Source organism: Paenibacillus sp. Aloe-11 (genome assembly GCF_000245715.1).
Lineage (GTDB): Bacteria > Bacillota > Bacilli > Paenibacillales > Paenibacillaceae > Paenibacillus > Paenibacillus kribbensis.
Genome location: NZ_JH601073.1, coordinates 102,642 through 120,807 on the forward strand (window position 1 = coordinate 102,642; position 18,166 = coordinate 120,807).

At 40.8% G+C, this 18,166-nt stretch carries 20 protein-coding genes; 1 reads left to right on the plus strand and 19 read right to left on the minus strand.

All coding sequences use genetic code 11. From position 1 onward, the window contains the following. Window positions 1–31: 31 nt before the first annotated feature. From WG8_RS23105 to WG8_RS23145, 9 genes are all read right to left on the minus strand, one after another. Window positions 32–760, minus strand: coding sequence for a cytidylyltransferase domain-containing protein (locus WG8_RS23105; RefSeq protein WP_007432692.1), 729 nt, complete (start codon window positions 758–760; stop codon window positions 32–34). A 17-nt stretch (window positions 761–777) separates the two neighbouring features. After that, window positions 778–1,524, minus strand: coding sequence for a crotonobetainyl-CoA--carnitine CoA-transferase (locus WG8_RS23110; RefSeq protein WP_043891356.1), 747 nt, complete (start codon window positions 1,522–1,524; stop codon window positions 778–780). Between the two features lie 135 nt (window positions 1,525–1,659). After that, window positions 1,660–2,655 carry a UDP-N-acetylglucosamine 4,6-dehydratase family protein gene (locus tag WG8_RS23115; RefSeq protein WP_007432693.1) on the minus strand — a complete coding sequence of 332 codons (996 nt, stop codon included), beginning with the start codon at window positions 2,653–2,655 and terminating at the stop codon, window positions 1,660–1,662. 21 nt (window positions 2,656–2,676) lie between these two features. Then, window positions 2,677–4,467 carry a motility associated factor glycosyltransferase family protein gene (locus WG8_RS23120; protein WP_232289162.1) on the minus strand — a complete coding sequence of 597 codons (1,791 nt, stop codon included), beginning with the start codon at window positions 4,465–4,467 and terminating at the stop codon, window positions 2,677–2,679. A 115-nt stretch (window positions 4,468–4,582) separates the two neighbouring features. Next, window positions 4,583–4,927, minus strand: a complete 345-nt coding sequence (locus tag WG8_RS23125; RefSeq protein ID WP_007432695.1) for a hypothetical protein — start codon at window positions 4,925–4,927, stop codon at window positions 4,583–4,585. Further along, window positions 4,927–5,310 carry a flagellar export chaperone FliS gene (gene fliS, locus WG8_RS23130; protein ID WP_007432696.1) on the minus strand — a complete coding sequence of 128 codons (384 nt, stop codon included), beginning with the start codon at window positions 5,308–5,310 and terminating at the stop codon, window positions 4,927–4,929. The genes WG8_RS23125 and fliS overlap by 1 nt, the downstream gene beginning before the upstream one ends. A 17-nt stretch (window positions 5,311–5,327) precedes the next feature. Then, the gene (gene fliD, locus WG8_RS23135; protein WP_007432697.1) at window positions 5,328–6,836 is read right to left on the minus strand and encodes a flagellar filament capping protein FliD; all 1,509 of its coding nucleotides are present in this window, start codon (window positions 6,834–6,836) and stop codon (window positions 5,328–5,330) included. Between the two features lie 12 nt (window positions 6,837–6,848). Next, window positions 6,849–7,196: a flagellar protein FlaG gene (locus WG8_RS23140; RefSeq protein WP_007432698.1), complete on the minus strand. Its 348-nt coding sequence runs from the start codon at window positions 7,194–7,196 to the stop codon at window positions 6,849–6,851. A 179-nt stretch (window positions 7,197–7,375) separates the two neighbouring features. Continuing rightward, window positions 7,376–8,143, minus strand: coding sequence for a flagellin N-terminal helical domain-containing protein (locus WG8_RS23145; protein WP_007432699.1), 768 nt, complete (start codon window positions 8,141–8,143; stop codon window positions 7,376–7,378). Window positions 8,144–8,418: 275 nt separating this feature from the next. On the opposite strand from WG8_RS23145, the gene WG8_RS23150 reads away from it, so the two are divergent. Beyond that, complete coding sequence (locus WG8_RS23150) at window positions 8,419–9,819, plus strand: carboxypeptidase-like regulatory domain-containing protein (protein WP_007432700.1); 1,401 nt, start codon at window positions 8,419–8,421, stop codon at window positions 9,817–9,819. A gap of 66 nt (window positions 9,820–9,885) precedes the next feature. Here the strand turns inward: WG8_RS23150 and csrA are convergent, their stop codons facing one another. The 10 genes from csrA to WG8_RS23200 form a co-directional block, all read right to left on the minus strand. Continuing rightward, entirely contained in the window at window positions 9,886–10,128 is a 243-nt protein-coding gene (gene csrA / locus WG8_RS23155; protein WP_007432701.1) for a carbon storage regulator CsrA, read from the minus strand. Further along, on the minus strand, window positions 10,128–10,577 hold the full coding sequence (gene fliW, locus WG8_RS23160; protein ID WP_007432702.1) for a flagellar assembly protein FliW: 450 nt from the start codon (window positions 10,575–10,577) through the stop codon (window positions 10,128–10,130). The genes csrA and fliW overlap by 1 nt, the downstream gene beginning before the upstream one ends. A gap of 78 nt (window positions 10,578–10,655) precedes the next feature. After that, window positions 10,656–11,564, minus strand: coding sequence for a flagellar hook-associated protein FlgL (flgL, locus tag WG8_RS23165; RefSeq protein ID WP_007432703.1), 909 nt, complete (start codon window positions 11,562–11,564; stop codon window positions 10,656–10,658). 23 nt (window positions 11,565–11,587) lie between these two features. After that, complete coding sequence (flgK, locus tag WG8_RS23170) at window positions 11,588–13,168, minus strand: flagellar hook-associated protein FlgK (RefSeq protein ID WP_007432704.1); 1,581 nt, start codon at window positions 13,166–13,168, stop codon at window positions 11,588–11,590. A 15-nt stretch (window positions 13,169–13,183) separates the two neighbouring features. Further along, window positions 13,184–13,681, minus strand: a complete 498-nt coding sequence (locus WG8_RS23175) for a flagellar protein FlgN (RefSeq protein ID WP_007432705.1) — start codon at window positions 13,679–13,681, stop codon at window positions 13,184–13,186. A 12-nt stretch (window positions 13,682–13,693) separates the two neighbouring features. Then, a complete protein-coding gene (gene flgM, locus WG8_RS23180) occupies window positions 13,694–13,969 on the minus strand; it encodes a flagellar biosynthesis anti-sigma factor FlgM (RefSeq protein WP_007432706.1) in 276 nt (91 codons plus the stop codon). A gap of 185 nt (window positions 13,970–14,154) precedes the next feature. Continuing rightward, complete coding sequence (locus WG8_RS23185; protein ID WP_007432707.1) at window positions 14,155–14,565, minus strand: TIGR03826 family flagellar region protein; 411 nt, start codon at window positions 14,563–14,565, stop codon at window positions 14,155–14,157. Between the two features lie 735 nt (window positions 14,566–15,300). After that, window positions 15,301–15,768 (minus strand): LysM peptidoglycan-binding domain-containing protein, encoded by a 468-nt coding sequence (locus WG8_RS23190; protein WP_007432708.1) that lies wholly within the window; start codon window positions 15,766–15,768, stop codon window positions 15,301–15,303. 383 nt (window positions 15,769–16,151) lie between these two features. Beyond that, a complete protein-coding gene (locus WG8_RS23195) occupies window positions 16,152–16,751 on the minus strand; it encodes a ComF family protein (protein WP_232289158.1) in 600 nt (199 codons plus the stop codon). Between the two features lie 314 nt (window positions 16,752–17,065). Continuing rightward, window positions 17,066–18,166 (minus strand): helicase-related protein (locus WG8_RS23200; protein ID WP_007432710.1); only part of this gene is annotated, 1,101 nt, incomplete at its 5' end.

Here is an 18,166-nt window from a genome sequence, read left to right on the forward strand (position 1 = left end):
CGCAAACCTCGCTTTATCAGTCATCACTTTATTACTCGCCTAGCTTTTTTTGTTTTACCTCCGCATTGATCAGCGCCAGTTCAGGTTGACGCTCAAGTAGCGAAAGTATCTCGTTCCAATGGAAAATGTTTCCTGTATATAACTCCCCATAAATCCTGGAAATCAACTCCCAATCCTCGGGGGTATCTAACGTCAACCTGTATCGACTAAAATCTGTGCTGCTGCTGTATGCATGGATATGAAATAAATCAGGATGCTGGTAAATGTAGGGTGTAACGTGCTCGTATTCATATTCTTTCGTGGCATGAAAATACGATCGGCTTAAAGCATCAAAGGTAAACACTTCTGTATCCAGTCCCCGTGCAAAAGTACCACTTAAACCACTGCTAGAATAATCTAAATCATTGTCCAAAAAATGAGTAATGACTTTATTGGAAATAAGTGGGTCCAAAAGAGGACAATCCGACGTAATTCGCACAACAACATCTGCTTTTACTTCCTTTGCCGCTTCATAGTAACGGCTGAGGACATTCGCCCGGCTTCCCCTGAAATAGTTTACCCCGTAATGGCTTGCCTCCTGACAAATATGGTCATCCTCCGTCTCCGTGGTCGTAGCCACGATGACCTGGTTCAAGGTAGGAATTGCAAGTACCCTATTAATCACATGTCCCAGAACTGTCTGATCCCCTAGTTTGTTCATAACCTTGCCAGGAAGACGCGTAGATCCCATACGGGCTTGGATAATGGCAGTAATATTCATGAATATTCGCCTTTCTTTTATTCAATAATGATATAAGAACATAGTGGATTCATAGGATCTCTTCTAATGGCATATCGACTTAAACCCAATACTTCTTTTAAAGCGATTGTCTCACCAGGAAGTGCACTATAGTTAAGCTCATCAAAAGCTAAAACACTTCCTTTTGTGAGATGGCTTGAAATAGCCTCCAGGCATTTTTTTGTAGGTTTATATAAATCAAAATCAAAATATGCTAATGAAACAATAGTTTCAGGATGATCAGATAGATAAGTCGTAATACTATCCGTTGCATCTCCCTTTATCAACTCATATTTTTTAATGTGGGAAATCGGACTTTCTTGTTCATGAAATTGCATCACACTGTCCAAGTACTCAAAATAGTTAGGAGTAACAGAATAATCTCCTTTACTGACGTGCTGACCATCCTTAATATCTACTTCAGGAAAGCCTTCAAACGTATCAAATCCAATAATTTTTCTATTATAATTATATGGTTCATATATACCTCTTAAATTTTCATATAACGACAGATTCTGTCCCCATCTCACTCCAAATTCCATAATAACTCCATGAACATTTATAATCTTCTTATATAATTCATTAATGTATAATAGCCTTGAGAGAGTTTGTCTTCTTAGATAAATTCCCATATTATCCAAAATTTCCTCATCAGGAATGGGTGAATTCTTCATTATCTCCACGAATTTTTGTTTACCTTTTTTTTCTTCATTACTTGAGTTTCCTAAATACCTAATTGAATCCATATGTTACTCTCCCCTATTTTTTTATAGAATTCTTTTTTCAGTGCTTCTCGAACGGTAAATACTAACACATCAAATGCTCTTTAAATCTCTTTCCATGTGTTTATTTTCAATTTTTCATATCCTGTTCGACAACAATTAAATCAGATTCTCTGATATTAACCAGTCTATAATCACGTTTTTAGCAATTGGAAGCTCATTTGGCTTAATAATCTTATTTGATAACGTTTGATTTTTATTTTTAGAAAGTGACGGTATAATATACATTTGCTCTGTTTCTAGAGCATTTAGTCGTTCGTCTTCAGTCATTAATTCTTCAAACATCTTCTCGCCTGGACGAAGTCCTATCCGTTTAACTTCGACTTTAGTTTTGATCCCGGATTTTTCTAAAAAAACCTTTATGAGCGCTTCGGCTAAGTCACCAATTCGCACAACAGGCATTTTCAGGACAAAGACTTCCCCCCCCTGTGCATCCTCGTTAGCTTGCAGGATTAATTCAATCGCCTGTGAAGGGGTCATCATGTATCTCAACATCTCTGGATCTGTAATGGTGATTTCGCCATTTTCCAAAATTTGTTTCTTGAATAATGGAATAACGGAGCCACGTGAACCCATCACATTTCCAAAGCGAACCGAAGAAAATATAGTAGACTTGGAGCCCTTTTGATATTCAGAGGCCGAAATCAGACGCTCTGCTGTTAGCTTGGTTGCACCATAAGTGTTAGTCGGAGAAATAGCCTTATCCGTACTTGTGAAAAGTACTTTTTTCACTCCATTCTCCAAAGCCGCTTGAATGACATTCTGAGTGCCTATTACATTGGTTTGTACAGCCTCAAACGGGTTATACTCACATGAAGGCACGTGCTTCATTGCGGCTAAATGGAATACGTAATCAATATCCTCCATTGCTCTCATCAATCTTTGCTGATCTCTCACATCACCAATCAGAAAACGCAATTGATTAGAGTGGGCTTGAAAATCTATATTCATTTCATACTGTTTATGCTCATCACGGCTAAAAATACGAATTACACTCGGCTCATCTTTCAAAAGTCTCTGCACCAGTTGACGCCCTATTGTTCCCGTTCCACCTGTGATTAATATTTTCTTCCCTTTGTAGGTTTCCTTCTGCATTTTGAACACGTCCCTTGTCCTTTAACTCTTTATATTATCTATTCTGCGAATTGCTTCTATAAACAGTTCTTCAAGCATCGGAATTTTATCCAGTATTTCATTTCCTAGCTTACCAAGATGCTTGTGTATCATATCGGCTTTACGCGAGAGATTTTGCTCTATAGCGATCAAAGGCTGCTGCTGGTCAAACAGACCAATTTCCAGTGGGAGTACGGTTTCTATAATGGGAACGAACCAATCTCTACTTACAATGCTGGTCCAACGTTGTTCAATTTCGACAATCGCATTATGACACCTCAGCGGCTTCATTCGGCTCCACTCTCTAATATTTCCGATCGTTTTCAACATGACTTTCAATTCTTCCCTGAATTGGGCGAAATCATTGAGCGTATGCTGTATTTTCCCTTTAACCTCTTCGATACGATTTTCATTTATAAAAAAGGGTTGATTACGTTGAATATTTGCTATTGCATCGTGCTCAATATGTTCCTCGGCAATCATATCATATACTTCTTCAATCGGCTTCCAAACGGTTCCCTCTAGCGCGGCCCCGTTACGAGTCGTATTAATGAATTCAATGCTGGATAAAGCTGCGAACAAATTCTCTAGTGCGTCTTTCATAAACAATAAGCTTTCATTCGTTGCATTATATTCACCGTGCACGTTCAATACCTGTTGCAATGCCTTCTCCACAATCGATGCTTTGTGGGATTCTTCAACATGTCCTAATCCATCAGCGTAGAACTTATTACCTGGGAAGGATAAATCCTGCCCCATCAGTACGACACGCCGAGCACCCAGCCACACAGCCGCCTGTATAGCTGAGCCTACAACCGTCGGTGTTGCCGTTATAGCTACCTGTGTCCGGTCAATTCCTAAATAATACTGCGAAATATGATCATTGCTTAGCACAAAATGAACGGTATCTTTCTGCTTGCGGTCTGTAATTCCAAAATAAGAGGTAGACCCATACAATAAAGGAGCTTCTAACGTTTCAGGCTGAGAAAACACCTTATCATTGATAATCCCCCCATCCAGCGTGACCGCTAAATGCGGCTGTATCCCCTGTTTAACTAGTGCCTGAATACTGGAGCCTGCCGCGATAACAAGAGCATGGGGTCTTACACGCTTAATCCACTCAATATCCTGCTGGAGTGACGGGCCTGAAGCGATAATGAAAGCCGTACTACCGGGAAAGGAAAATTTCAAATCATCAATAGAGGGCGAGGTCAGCATCCCTGCCATCTGGTACATACAGTTACGAATCCAGTCCTGTCGAAAAAGATGATGCGTGCGTTGGTTTGATTCATAGGTGTGATTGTATTCTTCCAATTTTTCTTTAACATCACGTAATACATCCATCTCTACCTCGAGATAATGACGAAGTGCTACAAAAGCTAACTCTCGCTGCATATGGACAGACGCCATATAAAACAGTGAGTTCAATTGGGAATCACCAATGGCCAGCCAGTACAAATTGGGATGCTCTAAAAGACTCCGCATATCATAACTGCTAATGGACTTTAGGAACTGGTATTCATCCGGTTCATATACAAAAAGCAAGCGGTCAGGATACATTTCAAGGATGTCAGCAATGCCAAGACCCTGGCCAAATCCATAAACAAAGACACATTCTATATTTTCTACCGATTGCTGAACCGCCTCCAACCAAATATGATCTTTTTCTACGGGTTCATTATAAGACTTGGGATCCTGAGCCCCAGTTGGCTCAAGCTCGAGTATTGTATTAGCAGCATGTGGAAAGCGATACTGTATAGCAGCCAAGTTCATTGATAAAATTGTCAAGACCATACCACCATTCATATTGATTCTTCTTAATTAATATATCGGACTGTAACATGAAGGAGTGAACCTTGCAAATAAAAAAAATCCCCCCAGTAATGACTGAGAGAGATTATAATACCATTTATTTACGGTGGTCTATAAAAAGACTGTCAACCGAATAAGCACGCTGGTAAGCATTTTGTTGAATTCGAATATTACCTTTTTTCTCCATCCAACTCCCCGCTTCATCTTTTAACTTATTCATGCGATTCAATATCGGCCCATCCATATCTAAGATGAAGCCAATTTCTTGTTTGTCTTCCTCAGTAAGATAAGCACGATATTTTTCCATTGCATGCACAATTTCCTGTCGACGATCTACAAAAGTAACTAATTCTTCCTCTTCCATGATTGAGAGCCGTTTAGTCATCTCTATTGTCATTTCTTTTAATGCTTGAATAAGGGCTTGCACACTGTTACTGTCCATCAGCTACCTGTGACCGAGCTTGGTAGTTTGCTCACTTCCACCCAAGCCTCACGAAGATCCGTTAGATGTCCCTCTACTTCCCGAGCCTTGGACACATCTTTATGAACGTTAGCCTCAATCAGACAATGCAGCATATATTCATAAATTCTTAATAAATCCTGTGCAATCGGATAGTCAAAATTCAAGGCGGATATTAATTCATGGATGATAGCTTGTGATTTACAAAGATTATAGTTCGCTTTCCCGTAATCTTCATCTAAAATCCCGTCTATACCTGCCCGAGTAAAACGAATTGCCCCATCATACAGCATAATCAGAAGTTTAGGCTTGGAGGCAGTTTGGGCTTGAGCCTGCTGATACTTCTGGTAAGGGGATTGAATCAAATGTATGACCTCCTTATTTATCTAAAGCTGGACAAACTAGAAGAAGTGCTATTATATTTATTAATTGCCGTCTCCATAGCTGTGAATTTTTTGTAGTAATTCGTTTCTATCATATTCAATCGGGCTGTCATATCGGTAATTCTTCTGTCAATACTCGTTAACTCTGTTCCCATTGTGCTGTTGATAAGGAATGAAGCACTAAGATCAGTACTTACCTTTGAGGTTCCTGCCTTGTCAGCTAATTTTTGCAGCGAAGTATTGGATATTTTTCTCATGCGTGCAAAAATCCCGTCTTGATCCGTATATTTATTACTTTGTGCTGTAGCAGAATCCTGCTTACTGAAAAAGTTGGTCACAATATCAGGATCTTTATCTAAAGCAGCTTTCAGCTTATCTGTATCTAAAATAAGTTTCCCTTTTGTCTGATACGTACCTGTTGTTATACCGAGCTGGGCAAGACTAATTGTTGTACCGTCGTCCAGTTTAACTCCCTGAGTCATTGCATTACGCATATCCGCTGCTGCACTCTGCAAAATGTCGTCATTTTTAAGCATTCCACTTTTAGCTTTATTGGTCCAAAGTGTGATTTCATCATCACTCATATCCTTTTTTTGGTCAGTTGTTAAAGGTGCGTATTTTTTGTATCGTTCTTCACTTACTTTATTATTTAACGTAGAGAGAAGATCATTGTACGCGTCAACAAACCCCTGAACCGTTTCAACCAGCTTATCTGTATCTTTGGCCACCTCAATGCGTGTCGAAGTACTTCCACTGGCACTATTAAGCGTAAGTTCGACACCATTCATCGTGAAGGTATTGGAGGATCTTGTCATATCCAAACCATTTACAGTGAGTTTAGCGTCTTCACCGCCTGTAATGGTACTCCCCAGCTTTAAAGCAGAGAATATATCTCCACTAAGCTCAATATCTTTAGCTCCAGTCGTTTTACTTGTTAGAGAAACCTTACCTGTGGCGGAGTCATAGATGGCACTCACACCAGCTTGCTTATTTGAATTGATTTTATTAACAAAAGAATCTATCGTTTCATTGACAGGATCTATCTCTATAGATGCTTCACCTATTTTTACTGTTACTGGGACGGTTCCTGAGATTCCCGAACCTTTAATGTCTTGTAGCTTAACAGTTCCCCAATCGGTTGGTGCAGAAGCAGGAGCATTGAGCTCAATCGCTGCAGAAGAAGTAGTGCTTGATGCGGTTGCCAGCGAGGTCACTTTTACATCCAATATTCCACTGGCCGATGAAGAAACCTTTGCACTAACCGCACTCGTATTTCCAGTGATATTCGCCTTTTGAGCACTAATTGCACTACTCATGTTAAGCTTACTTAATTCTTGCGAAAAGGTAACCAGTTTCACACTGGTCTCCCGATAGCTTTCACGTTTCCACTCCATTAACTGCTTCTGTTGATTCAGCTTGTCCAGCGGAGCGCTCTCAGCTGTCATCAACTTTTTAACCATAGAATCTATATCCATACCAGATGCCAAACCACTTATTCTCGTTACCATAAATATTCCTCCCTATACCTTTTTATCGACAATAATCCCGGTAATTTCCATCATTCTCGCTGCCAAATCCAAGATTTTTTCTGGCGGAACCTCACGGATGAGATCGCCCGTTTCCTTGTTTAAAACTTTAATCATAATGGCGTGGGTTTTTTCGTGTACAGATATTTCAAACATTTTTTGCGGACCTTGAATTGCATCAATTGCCTTCTGTAATTGCTGAATGGTTTGCTCATGTGTTTGCTGTGCTTTTGCAGAAATTACAGATTGGGCTGGATCAACAGACGTCTCCTCCTTTTTAGCTCCGGCAGAAACATGAATCGGTGCTATACCTCCTGCATTGGCTGGTATCAACGGTTCCATAACATAACCCCTCGCTCATAAAATGGTATGCCGTACACTGTTTCTCTTCTATTCATATCGGATGTCCTACTCTATATATCGGTTAATGATTTAGATTATTTATGAAAAATCATATAAAAAAAACAAAAAAGACTCTGCAAAATGCAGAGCCTTTAATAATTCGCTTACTTCCCAAAATCTTAACGAAGCAGGGACAGTACGCCTTGTGGCGCAGAGTTTGCTTGTGCCAGCATGGATTGGGATGCTTGCAGCAAGATGTTGTTTTTGGACAAAGTAACCATTTCTTTTGCCATGTCAGTATCACGAATACGAGATTCGGAAGCTGTCAGGTTCTCAACTGTAGTACCCAAGTTGTTGGAAGTATATTCCAGACGGTTTTGAACAGCACCCAGTTTAGCACGTTGTGTAGCAACTTTTTCAATAGCATCACTTACGTTTGTCAACGTGGAAGAGGATTTCAAACCAGTGAATCCTCCTGTAGCAACACCACTAACTGTAATCGTAAAGGCTTTATCGTCAGCTTGTACTTTTACGTTAGAAGTGATTTTGATTCCGTTGAATGTTGTGTTTTTCATAATGCTGTCGATTTGCGATCCCAGTGCGTTAAGCTCCATGTTAATGTTGCTCTTATCGCTGGAAGAATATGTTCCGTTCAGCTTTTGAACGTTCAGTTCTTTCATACGGGAAAGCATGGAGGATACTTCGTTCATTGCACCCTCAGCAGTTTGCGCAAAAGAAATACCGTCTTGAACGTTACGTTGAGCTTGTTCCAGACCACGGATTTGTCCGCGCATTTTTTCGGAGATGGAGAGACCAGCAGCGTCATCAGCAGCACGGTTGATACGCAGACCGGAAGACAGCTTCTCCATGTTTTTACTTGCTGCAGCATTATTCATACCCATGTTACGATGAGTGTTCAATGCAGGAATATTGTGGTTAATAATCATTTGAAATTTCCTCCCTGAAATGGTTTAATTCCCACGTCCTTGTGGTATAAGCGTCTTCGCAGGTCGGCCGCCCTGAAGAATTACCGCTCTAAATTATATATCGACACCTGCTGCTGTATTGTTTATAGCATTTTAAAATTTTCAAAAAAATCTATTTTGGAAAACAGTACTTCGACTCAAAAATTTTTATTTTAACCAATAATTGATATTTTTTGAACTCTAGCTTATATTAAGCTTGTGGTAAAAAATATACTAATATAAGGAGTGTTTCAATTATGTTTCGGAAAACGATTAGTTTGCTATCCGTTTTGATCCTTGCAGTCGGATGGTTCTCATCTTCTTTTAATCTGGCACTTGCGGGTTCTTCTCAAGCCAAACCTGTTCAGCTGCCAGTACAATTTCTGAATTCCATGTATAAGAAAGGCTCAAACACACTTTTAAGCGATCTACATACAACACCAACCCAATCCAATTCGCTTTCAATCTCCAAGGAGGAAATTTTAAAATATCCAAAGTTAAATACATTACCTGATACTTCGTCTAACAATAAATTTTCCGTCTCTGCAGTCACATATGATGTTTATAATACTACACCCGATGGGGCAATCTTTATTAAATCAGGTAATTCCGCACAAGGTTATATTACTGCAGAGGGTGAAAGCCGCTGGTTTTTCACACGTGTTGAAACTCCCAATAAACTGACTGTATTTCTGAATCCAGGGGCATCCACAACCAAAGATTACGATCTTCATCTATACAAGCTTGATGAAAGCACAGGAACGCTAAACAAAGTTTCATATTCTACAAAGGGAGCAGGGCAATATGAACAGGTCAGCTATGTAGCAGGGACCGGCTATTATTTCATACTTGTCCAATCATATAAGGGATTTGATGTCACCCAGCCATTTACCGTTCATACTATTCAATCTGACAGCTATGACAGCAGTGAACCAGATGACAATCCTTGGTTTGCTAAAAACCGCGGATCAGCTACCTTTAGCAGCAGCCAAACGATTGACAATATCCTCGATGAGGATTGGAGCAAAATCAAGGTTCCTTCTGATACTACCGTACGTCTCAACCTCAACAATACGTCAGCTTATGGCGAATACCGACTGGACTTATATGACGCTAATTTGACCAGTCTCGGATATCTCAACCAGAACACAACTGCACAAATAAAATTATCCGCAGGTGAATATTATATTCGTGTTATTGCGCCATCCAAATTCGATCTTACCACTCCATATACTTTGACAGTGAGTTATCAAAATGCTGATGTTGCACGGGTGGTAACTTCCAACATTACAACAGACGGTGGAGTATACGGTTTTATCAACTATGGCTATGGACAAAAATGGAGAATAAAAAATAATATCACCATTAGCGGCAGAGCGTTTGACGCCCAAGGTAATCCTGTTGCAAATGCTATTATTACCACGAGAATTATTGTGACAATAAACAATAAAGTATTCACAGCAAGTGGAACAACCAATGAGCAAGGATATTTTACGATACCTGTAAATGGTTTAACCTCGGCTGCAGGTAAGTACTCTTTCTACAACAGTGTCAGTACACATTATTTTGATATTATCCCAATCGACTTTTACAGTGGCGGTAAATTGCTAAACTCCGATATCAACAGTCTCTATCATTTCGCTTACCAAATAAGATAATATAAACGGAACGAAAAAGCTGACCCAATCGAGGGCCAGCTTTTTTTGTTCAAATCTAACAGAGAGCTACTCGATGCTGCCACTCTCTCTTCCCATTTCCAATATTGCAGTTTGGAGCGTTTTAAGATCCATTGCTGCGCTTTGATTATTATCCTGGATTGCGTCGAAAATCTCTTTACGATAAATATCTATATCCTTGGGGGCAGATATTCCAATCTTAACGTTATCCCCTTCAACGGAAAGCACGGTTAAAACAATATTATTCTGAATTACGACAGACTCGCCTTTCTTGCGGGACAACACCAGCATCAGGCCTCACCGCCTTGCTCTGCCAATTTTAAATCTGGCCATAATGCATGCTTGGTTGTATATTCCGTGCTTTGCAGAACGATCTGCTTACCTTTTAAATTTTCCGTATTAAAAATGATAGGGGCAATTAAGTTGACTGTTATTTTGGCTCTATTACTGTGCCAGGTTACAATACAACGTACTGCGACCTGCTTTCGCTCTGTTACATCAATATCTGCAAGAGCATCATTAGACAACTCAAACTCGTAATCATGTACAAAGTCAAAAGGGTTGATTGTTATAAAGGAGACCCCTGCCTCTTCTACAGCACTAAAAATACTAAACAACTCGTTATGTTCCTGTAGCTTAAATTCACGTAAATACTCGAAACCGGGTAATCCTTTAGGGAAAATAAAAATGGACTCTGTTTTATATTGTCCCTTTTCATCTACTTCATGTTTTTGGTTCATACCTCATCCTCCTAAGATAGTAACAAAAAAGCTACGGACCTTCGTCCATAGCTTCAAAATGTCAAAGAAAGCAAAATGTCATCTCATAAAATCCATAAGAGATGGCTGCATGATCTGAGCCGATGATTTCAAAGCAGCTTCATATATGGTCTGGGCAGAGGTCGCCTGAATCATCAAGCTTGCAATATCCGCATCCTCAGTCTTAGACTGCAAATTTGTTAAATTCAAATTACGATCACCCAGACGCGCTTGCACAAGCTCCACACGATTCGTGCGCGCCCCAACTTCGGATAGGCTGGACTGCATTTTGGTATAACGCGATTCAATATCTGTGAGTTGATTCGCTACTGTCGTTTGGTTTCCACTTGCTAAAGCTGCACTCAAATTATCCATAATTTTAAAAACGTTATCTGCATCCGTTGACGCTCCGAAAAACTCACTTCCAGAAGTATTCACCTGAAATGTGGATTGATCTCCAATTGCAAAATTTACAGCACCTTGATCTGTATCAATTTGGTCATAGCTAGTAATTGTACCAGCAAGCTCGTATGGCGCCTGGTCATACTTTTGACCATTAAAAATGTATTTACCACGAATCTGGCTATTCCCAATATTGGTCATTTGCTCTTTGAGCTGATCCACCTCTAACTTAATCGCATCCAATCCGGATTGAGGAACAGTACCAGTTGAGGCTTGAACTGTTAGCTCTTTTAGTCGTTTCATCACATCTCCAGCCTGCTGCATAGTGGAATCCGTAAAATCCAACCAGCTTACGGCTGCATCTGCATTGCTGGAATACTGCTCATTGGAGGCCAGCTCAGATCTGTAACGAAGAGCATAAGTTACACCCACAGGATCATCTGAAGGTTTATTGAGCTTACGTCCGGTTGTAATCTGATTCTCCATTTTATTCATATTGCTATAGTTACGATTCAGGTTACTGAGCGTTTGCATGCTCATCATCCCCGAGGTTACTCGAATCGCCATACGCTACCTCCTACTAATTTTAATTAGAGTCCTACACGGCCTGTGCTATTAATCAGCTTGTCCAGCAATTGATCGAATGTCGTCATAAAACGTGAAGCCGCACTATAAGCATGTTGGAACTTAATCAGATTGGACATCTCCTCATCCAAAGATACTCCGCTGACAGACTGTCTGCTCAAATCTACTTGCTCTGTCAGTAGTTGTGCGTTCTTCGATTGACGTTCTGCCTCCTGAGTCTGAACCCCAAGCTGTCCAGCAATAGAGCTAAAGTAGTCATCTACTGACGTTGGACTAGATAAAGCTGTCCCGAAATCAAATTTTACATTTTTCAAGTTAGCCATTGCCATAGCTAAAGCGTTATTCCCGAGTATCACCTTCTCATCTGTCGTTCCCGTACCATCTACCCGCAGAGAAGTTGCAATTTTATTAGGGTCACTTTGTATGTCGGGGTTTAGCGTAATATTACCCGCTGTAATCGCAGCTCCATCTTTAGAGGTAAAAAAAGCATCCCCTTTAGTGGGAGTTGTCCCACTAATTGTATAACCCAACTGGTGAAGTCCATTGATACCTTGAACAGTAACTTTCAAATCGCTCGTTAAAGTCCGGTTATTATTAGCATTAGAGTAAGTAACCGCTGTATTATTCGGGCCTGTATTCAATACCGTTCCTTCAGGAAGCACAGTTCCTTTAGGAAGGGTAACCTCAATATTCCCATTAGCTAGTGTATTCGCCAATTGGTTCATCTGGTTTTTGTAATCCGCAACATATCTGTCACGTGATAATACCATTCCATAAACTTCACCGCCGGTCAAGGTGCCACCTGTAAAAGCAGCCTGAAGACCATCTGCGGTTAATGGTGTAACCACAGTACCAGCTACAACTACTTGCCCAGCTACTGTTACTTGATACCCATCATCCAGTTGAGTAACCTGTACATTAGCCAGTTTAGACAACTTATCAATCGCGTAATCCCGCTGATCTCTCAAGTCATTTGGATTATCTCCCAATGACTCCAACTTGGTGATGTTTCCGTTTAAATCTGCTACAGATTGCAAAAGAGCATTCATTTCTGTTGTTTTTAATGTAATATTATTGGTTAAATCAGAATCTAACGCATCAAGCTGTTTGCTTGTCTGATTCAATGCATCCGTTAATGCCAGCGTCGTTTCTTTTACGATTTTACGGTTAGTTACATCCTGGGGATCTTGACTTAAATCCGACCAAGCATTCCAGAAATTATCCATGACCTTGCGCATTCCTGTGTCAGAGGGCTCGTTCATAATTGTTTCGAGCTTATTCAAAGTATCGTAGCGGATATCCCATCCACCTAAAGAGGAGTTTTCATTGCGATACTGGTCATCCAGAAATGTCTGACGTACCCGCTCAATCGCGCTGAACTCGACACCTGTTCCCAATTGTCCTCTTACAACGGAACGATTCAAACCATAGGCTTCCATAGAATCAGTTGCCTTCATACTGACCACTTGTCTGGAGTAACCAGCTGTGTTGGCATTTGAGATATTGTGTCCGGTTGTATTTAGTGCTGCGGTTTGTGTATTTAAGCTTCTTTTCGCTGTTTCTATAGCATGAAATGTCGAGGTCATATTTTCCTCCTGCAATTAGGCTCGAGTGTCGAATAACCCTGAGCGAATAGTAGAATTTTTTTCATCTGGTCGATGATACGTTGTTTCGGATTCCTCGTAATAAGACATCGTTTCTACAGAAAAATCAATGTATGAAAGTGCCTGCTCTATAAGCTGACGGTTCAACTCATTAAGCTGCTTAAGTTTGTTCAACGTCTCAGAAAGCCGTGTTTGAATGCTCAGCAACCTCTGCTTGTCTTGAGGGTCAAAAACAAGACGAGACAACTCTGTAATGGTTAAGTTCAACTTAGATTTAATTCCGCGTTCCTGCAAAAACTCATATGCAGAGGAAATACGTTGCTCTTCAAGTTGATCAATAAGTTTGGAAAGCTTCGATTCCTGATTCATGACTAAAATGAGCTGATCTACCTTATTAGATATCAGTGCTTCTTTCTTTTGAGTTCCTAGTGCAATCAACTGCTCATGAGCCTCTCTCAGCTGCTCCAGCACATCAATCAGGCGCTCTAAAGGCATATTTTACTTCACCTAGCTTTCGGAAGACTGCTTGAAGTAAGGCAACAGCTTCTCTGCAATTTTGTCTGCATCCACACGATATGTTCCAGAAGCCACTTGCTGCTTAAGATCCTGAATCTTTTTAACTCGATCTGTATCGCTGCTGCGGTTCAACATTTCCATTGCTTCCGGGGAAATGGAGACCTCATCCTTGCGACGGGATTTCTTTTGCTCCTCCTGGCGTCCTGTTTCCATATTTCGCTGGTATGGATTAATCGCTCCGATGCGGTTGGTCTCGTTAATTTTCATAACTTCCACCTTCCTTAGTTATTTGATATGGTCAGAATGTATCAGACGACATAGCGTCGAACATAATTCGTATTCTTTATTTTGTGCATGTTTGCTAAAAATAAAAAAACCGATAAGCTCTATAAAGATTATCGGCGCTATTTGAAACTTTTTGAATAGCTAAACGTGTTTTTAATTCCCCTGTACTACTTTTCACGGAGTTTATCAATTGCGCTGTAGGCACCTTTGCCCATATTGTTACTTTGCTCCTGATTACTGCTTTCACGCGCGGCCTGATGCAGGTCTTTGGTCAGTCTTGTTCGACAAGAATCGCACATGTGTCCTTCACGAATCGGTATTCCGCATACTTCGCAAGGATACGTCATATTGGGTGCATTAGCAATGGAAATGCGCCCCTCACGTATAAATGTTGTGATTTGTTTAACGGATACCCCAGTAGCGTCAGAAAGCTCATGCATATTAATCCCTTTATTTTCACGTATATGTTTGACGCAGCGCTCATATTCAAGCTCGATTTCTTTAATACAATTCTGACAGATTCCTCTGACATTCATAATAAACAGCTTTCCACAGCGGGGACAGTTATCCAAATTCATCCTCTGCAGCGCCCCTTTCCAATTTCCGGTCTCTAATTACTTTTATCCTTACATTACCTTATACTGAAGAGCCTCGTCTAGCAAATATTTCAAAAATGATTCTCAGATTTTACACAACTACACATTTTGTACGTTATCATAATTAAAATATAGATGATAATACTCCAGCAGCAAAATTTTCTCTACATCTATATGTATCGTTATTCAAATGACATACAAATTAAGGAAGCCAACGAATCTTTACATCTCAGCCTATAGCATGTATCTATTTATCGTCAAAAAAGGCAACTTATTTAAGATTAAAAAATAAAATAAGCGCCATTCCAGTAATTTTCGGGAATAGCGCTTCATTATAATTAAAATAGCTATATATGAATATGATCAAACATAGAAATGCAGATCAAGCTGAGGGGAAAACCGGGCGAAACAATCCTCAGAAGAATTCATGTTCACCTGTGCCCCGAATGCTTTCAAGCAAATGCTGTAAATCCGGGGGATCGGCGCCCATACGAATGCTCCGCACATGGAGTGTGGGGATTCATAAATCTTATGCAACTATCCTCATCTCAATTCATAAACTATTTGAAATCAAGATAGATGCATTATTGAAAATTTGCAGCCCAAAAAAAACAAACAATTATTCAAAAAAGCATTGTTTTAATAGAGGCCTTCCCGTATACTATAGTCAAACACTTGGTTTAATAAACACATATTATTATGCATTCATAATAATAATTATTTATTTGTGTTTGTTTGTGGTACTTGCAGTTCTTGACCCACTTTAATCAGGTTGTTAATTTTAACCAGTTCTTCGACAGTTACGCCGTATTTTTCTGCAATAGAAGCCAGTGTATCGCCGTCTTGAACATTTACTGTGATTGTGTTTACAGTAGCTGGTGTTTCAGTTGTAGTAGTTGTTGCTGGTTTTGTAGTTGTTGCTTGATTGCTGTTCTCAGTAGCTGGTTGAGCGGGTGTTGTAGCTGCTTCTTCAGTAGCTTTAATTCCAAAAACTTTAGCTTCGAATGCTTTTTGTGCTGCTTCTTGTTGTTGAATGATCAGTTGTTCTTCAGCTCTATCTTTTTCACGATCTTGTCCTGATGCTGCCATTACTTGACCTGTTGCGAGTGGACTCAACAAAGATACTGCACCTAAGCTAACTGCCAGCATACTAGATACTGCTACTTTTTTCATTACGTTTTTCATGATTTTTTCTCTCCTCTTTTTTAGCTTTAAATTTTAATTAACTGCTTTACTACTGAGCGAGACACTCCCAATGTCCGCTCTGTTTGTCGTTAGCCAACTCATTACCAATTCATGTTAGCTATCAACAGATAGAAATTGTACTCCTCTTTTCCAAAAAAATCAACCTCTAAATTGAAATATTCTTAATTCATCCCTCACTTCCTTACTTTTTGTTTGTCTCTATATTTTTATTATATATCTCTTTCTAGCTCGTTGTCAAATTCTGCTGATTTCGTGGTGTAAAAGAACTCTACTCTACCTATTAAGCCATTTTTGAGGCAATTTCAATCTTTATTTCATAGTTTCAAAACAATCGCTCCACGGCAAATACAGAAAATTTAGACTTATGATCTTGCTAAAGTCAGGCAAAAAATAGCCAAATGTACTCCTTGCTCTGCTGCTTCTTCACCTAAAACACGCGCACACGCCTGCAAGGTGCTACCTGTTGTATAGATATCGTCTACGAGCAAAACAGTAACAGACTGCATCCTCGCCGATGTATATCGAGAATCAGCTTTTAAAACAAGAGACTTCAACAACTTCGCCTTATCAGGGATAACAGCAAAGGCATTATCCATTGAGCTTATGCGTTCCTTTTTGGTTTTAAAGCTCTGTTTGCCTGTATCTTGTGGACGAGCAAGTAAAGATACGAAAGGGAGCTTATTTCGCCTGGCGATCTCTTTCGCCAAAACTTGAGCCTGATTGAAGCCCCGTTCTGCCAGTCTCGTCTCACTTACCGGAACACAGGTCACAACGTCTACATTCCACAAAGATCGTTTGGGAACAGAACCGCCATGGCCTGTAAACTCATGTCTCATCGCCCGATAGGCTCGGTTCATTATCTCGCCCAACGCAAAAGCATACTTTTCATTCCCACGATATTTGAACTGTCCAATCCATTCTCTCATCATCGGCGTATAGCTGGTTGCACTCCGATTACACACATAGTAACGTGCCGATCGGACAAGCCTTATACAGTCCGGACAAAATGTCGGGCGCCCGCAATGAACACACCGAATTTTGTAAATCCAAGGAATTTGAGCAGAACAAGAAGTGCAAATCCCGGAGTACTCGGAAAAATGCCCTGTGAGAGTGCCACAAGAGATACATGTTTGGGACTGACGATGGAGTAGCCAATTCATAAAAAGGCGGGTTTTGGAAATCATCCCCATACCAGAATACACCTTTCTTGGTAGTTTACGTACCGACATCGTTTCAGGTTTCATATTTCTAAAAAAACTTTTTTTATTTACTGCATTTAATGCTTTTTCTCCTTCAGATAGCCTTTTTTTCGTGCTAGTGTATTCATGCGTTGAATCTGTCTGATTGCTCTCTTTTGACCACGAGTCCATTGGGGAGATGTAAAAATAACGCCACCACACGGGTCATCCTTGGATCTTCCTGCACGACCCGCCATTTGGACGAGAGAGGCCTCATCAAAAAGGCTGCTATCCGCGTCCAGTATGTACACATCGCTTCGTGGAACAGTCACGCCCCGCTCTAAAATAGTGGTTGTAACCAGTACACGTATTTCAGTAGCTCGGAATAAGCGTACTTTAGCGGTTCGCTCTTCATCCTCTGATGAGGTACCCGCAATAGGAACATCAGGTAAGTATTTAATCAGCAGCTCTACAAGACCCCGAATATGTGAAATTCGTGTCACAAACAAAAAGATCTGCGCTCCACGTTGTATAGATACACGCAGATGCTGGATCAAGGACGCGGGAAGCTGAGCTTTTTGCAGCCACTGCTTCACTGGAGAAGTCCCCAAGCGAAATGGAACAGGTAAGGGATGACGATGAAAACGAACGGGAACCTTGGCGTGTGGCAGCCAGCCGCGTGCAGCCTCTTTCTGCAGGGCATGCGGTGGCGTAGCAGACAAATAGATAAACTTGCCCTCTGGTTTACATACAGCTTGTGCAGCAAAAGCGAGCATAGGATCATTGTGATAAGGAAACGCGTCAATCTCGTCAATCACTACCAGATCAAAGGCATGACGATAACGCAATAGCTGGTGTGTCGTTGCCAGTGTCAGCTGTCCTCTTTGCCAACGTTCTGCGCTTCCTCCATAGAGCGTTACCATGCTAACTTGGGGAAAAGCAACTGCCAAACGAGGTGCCAACTCCAGTACCACATCCCGGCGCGGTGTTGCTACAAGCGCTGTCCCTCCGCGCTCCAACACATGCTGTAAGAGCGGAAACATCATCTCCGTTTTGCCTGCGCCAGTCACGGCCCAGAGCAGAAAACGTTCTGCCGCGAAATCGTTGACTTGCCGAGCAGTGATCCCCCAGGCACGCTCGCCAGATTTGGGCGAAGGCTGCCCACTGCGGGCAAGAGTGCTGCCATGCGCAGCAGCAGC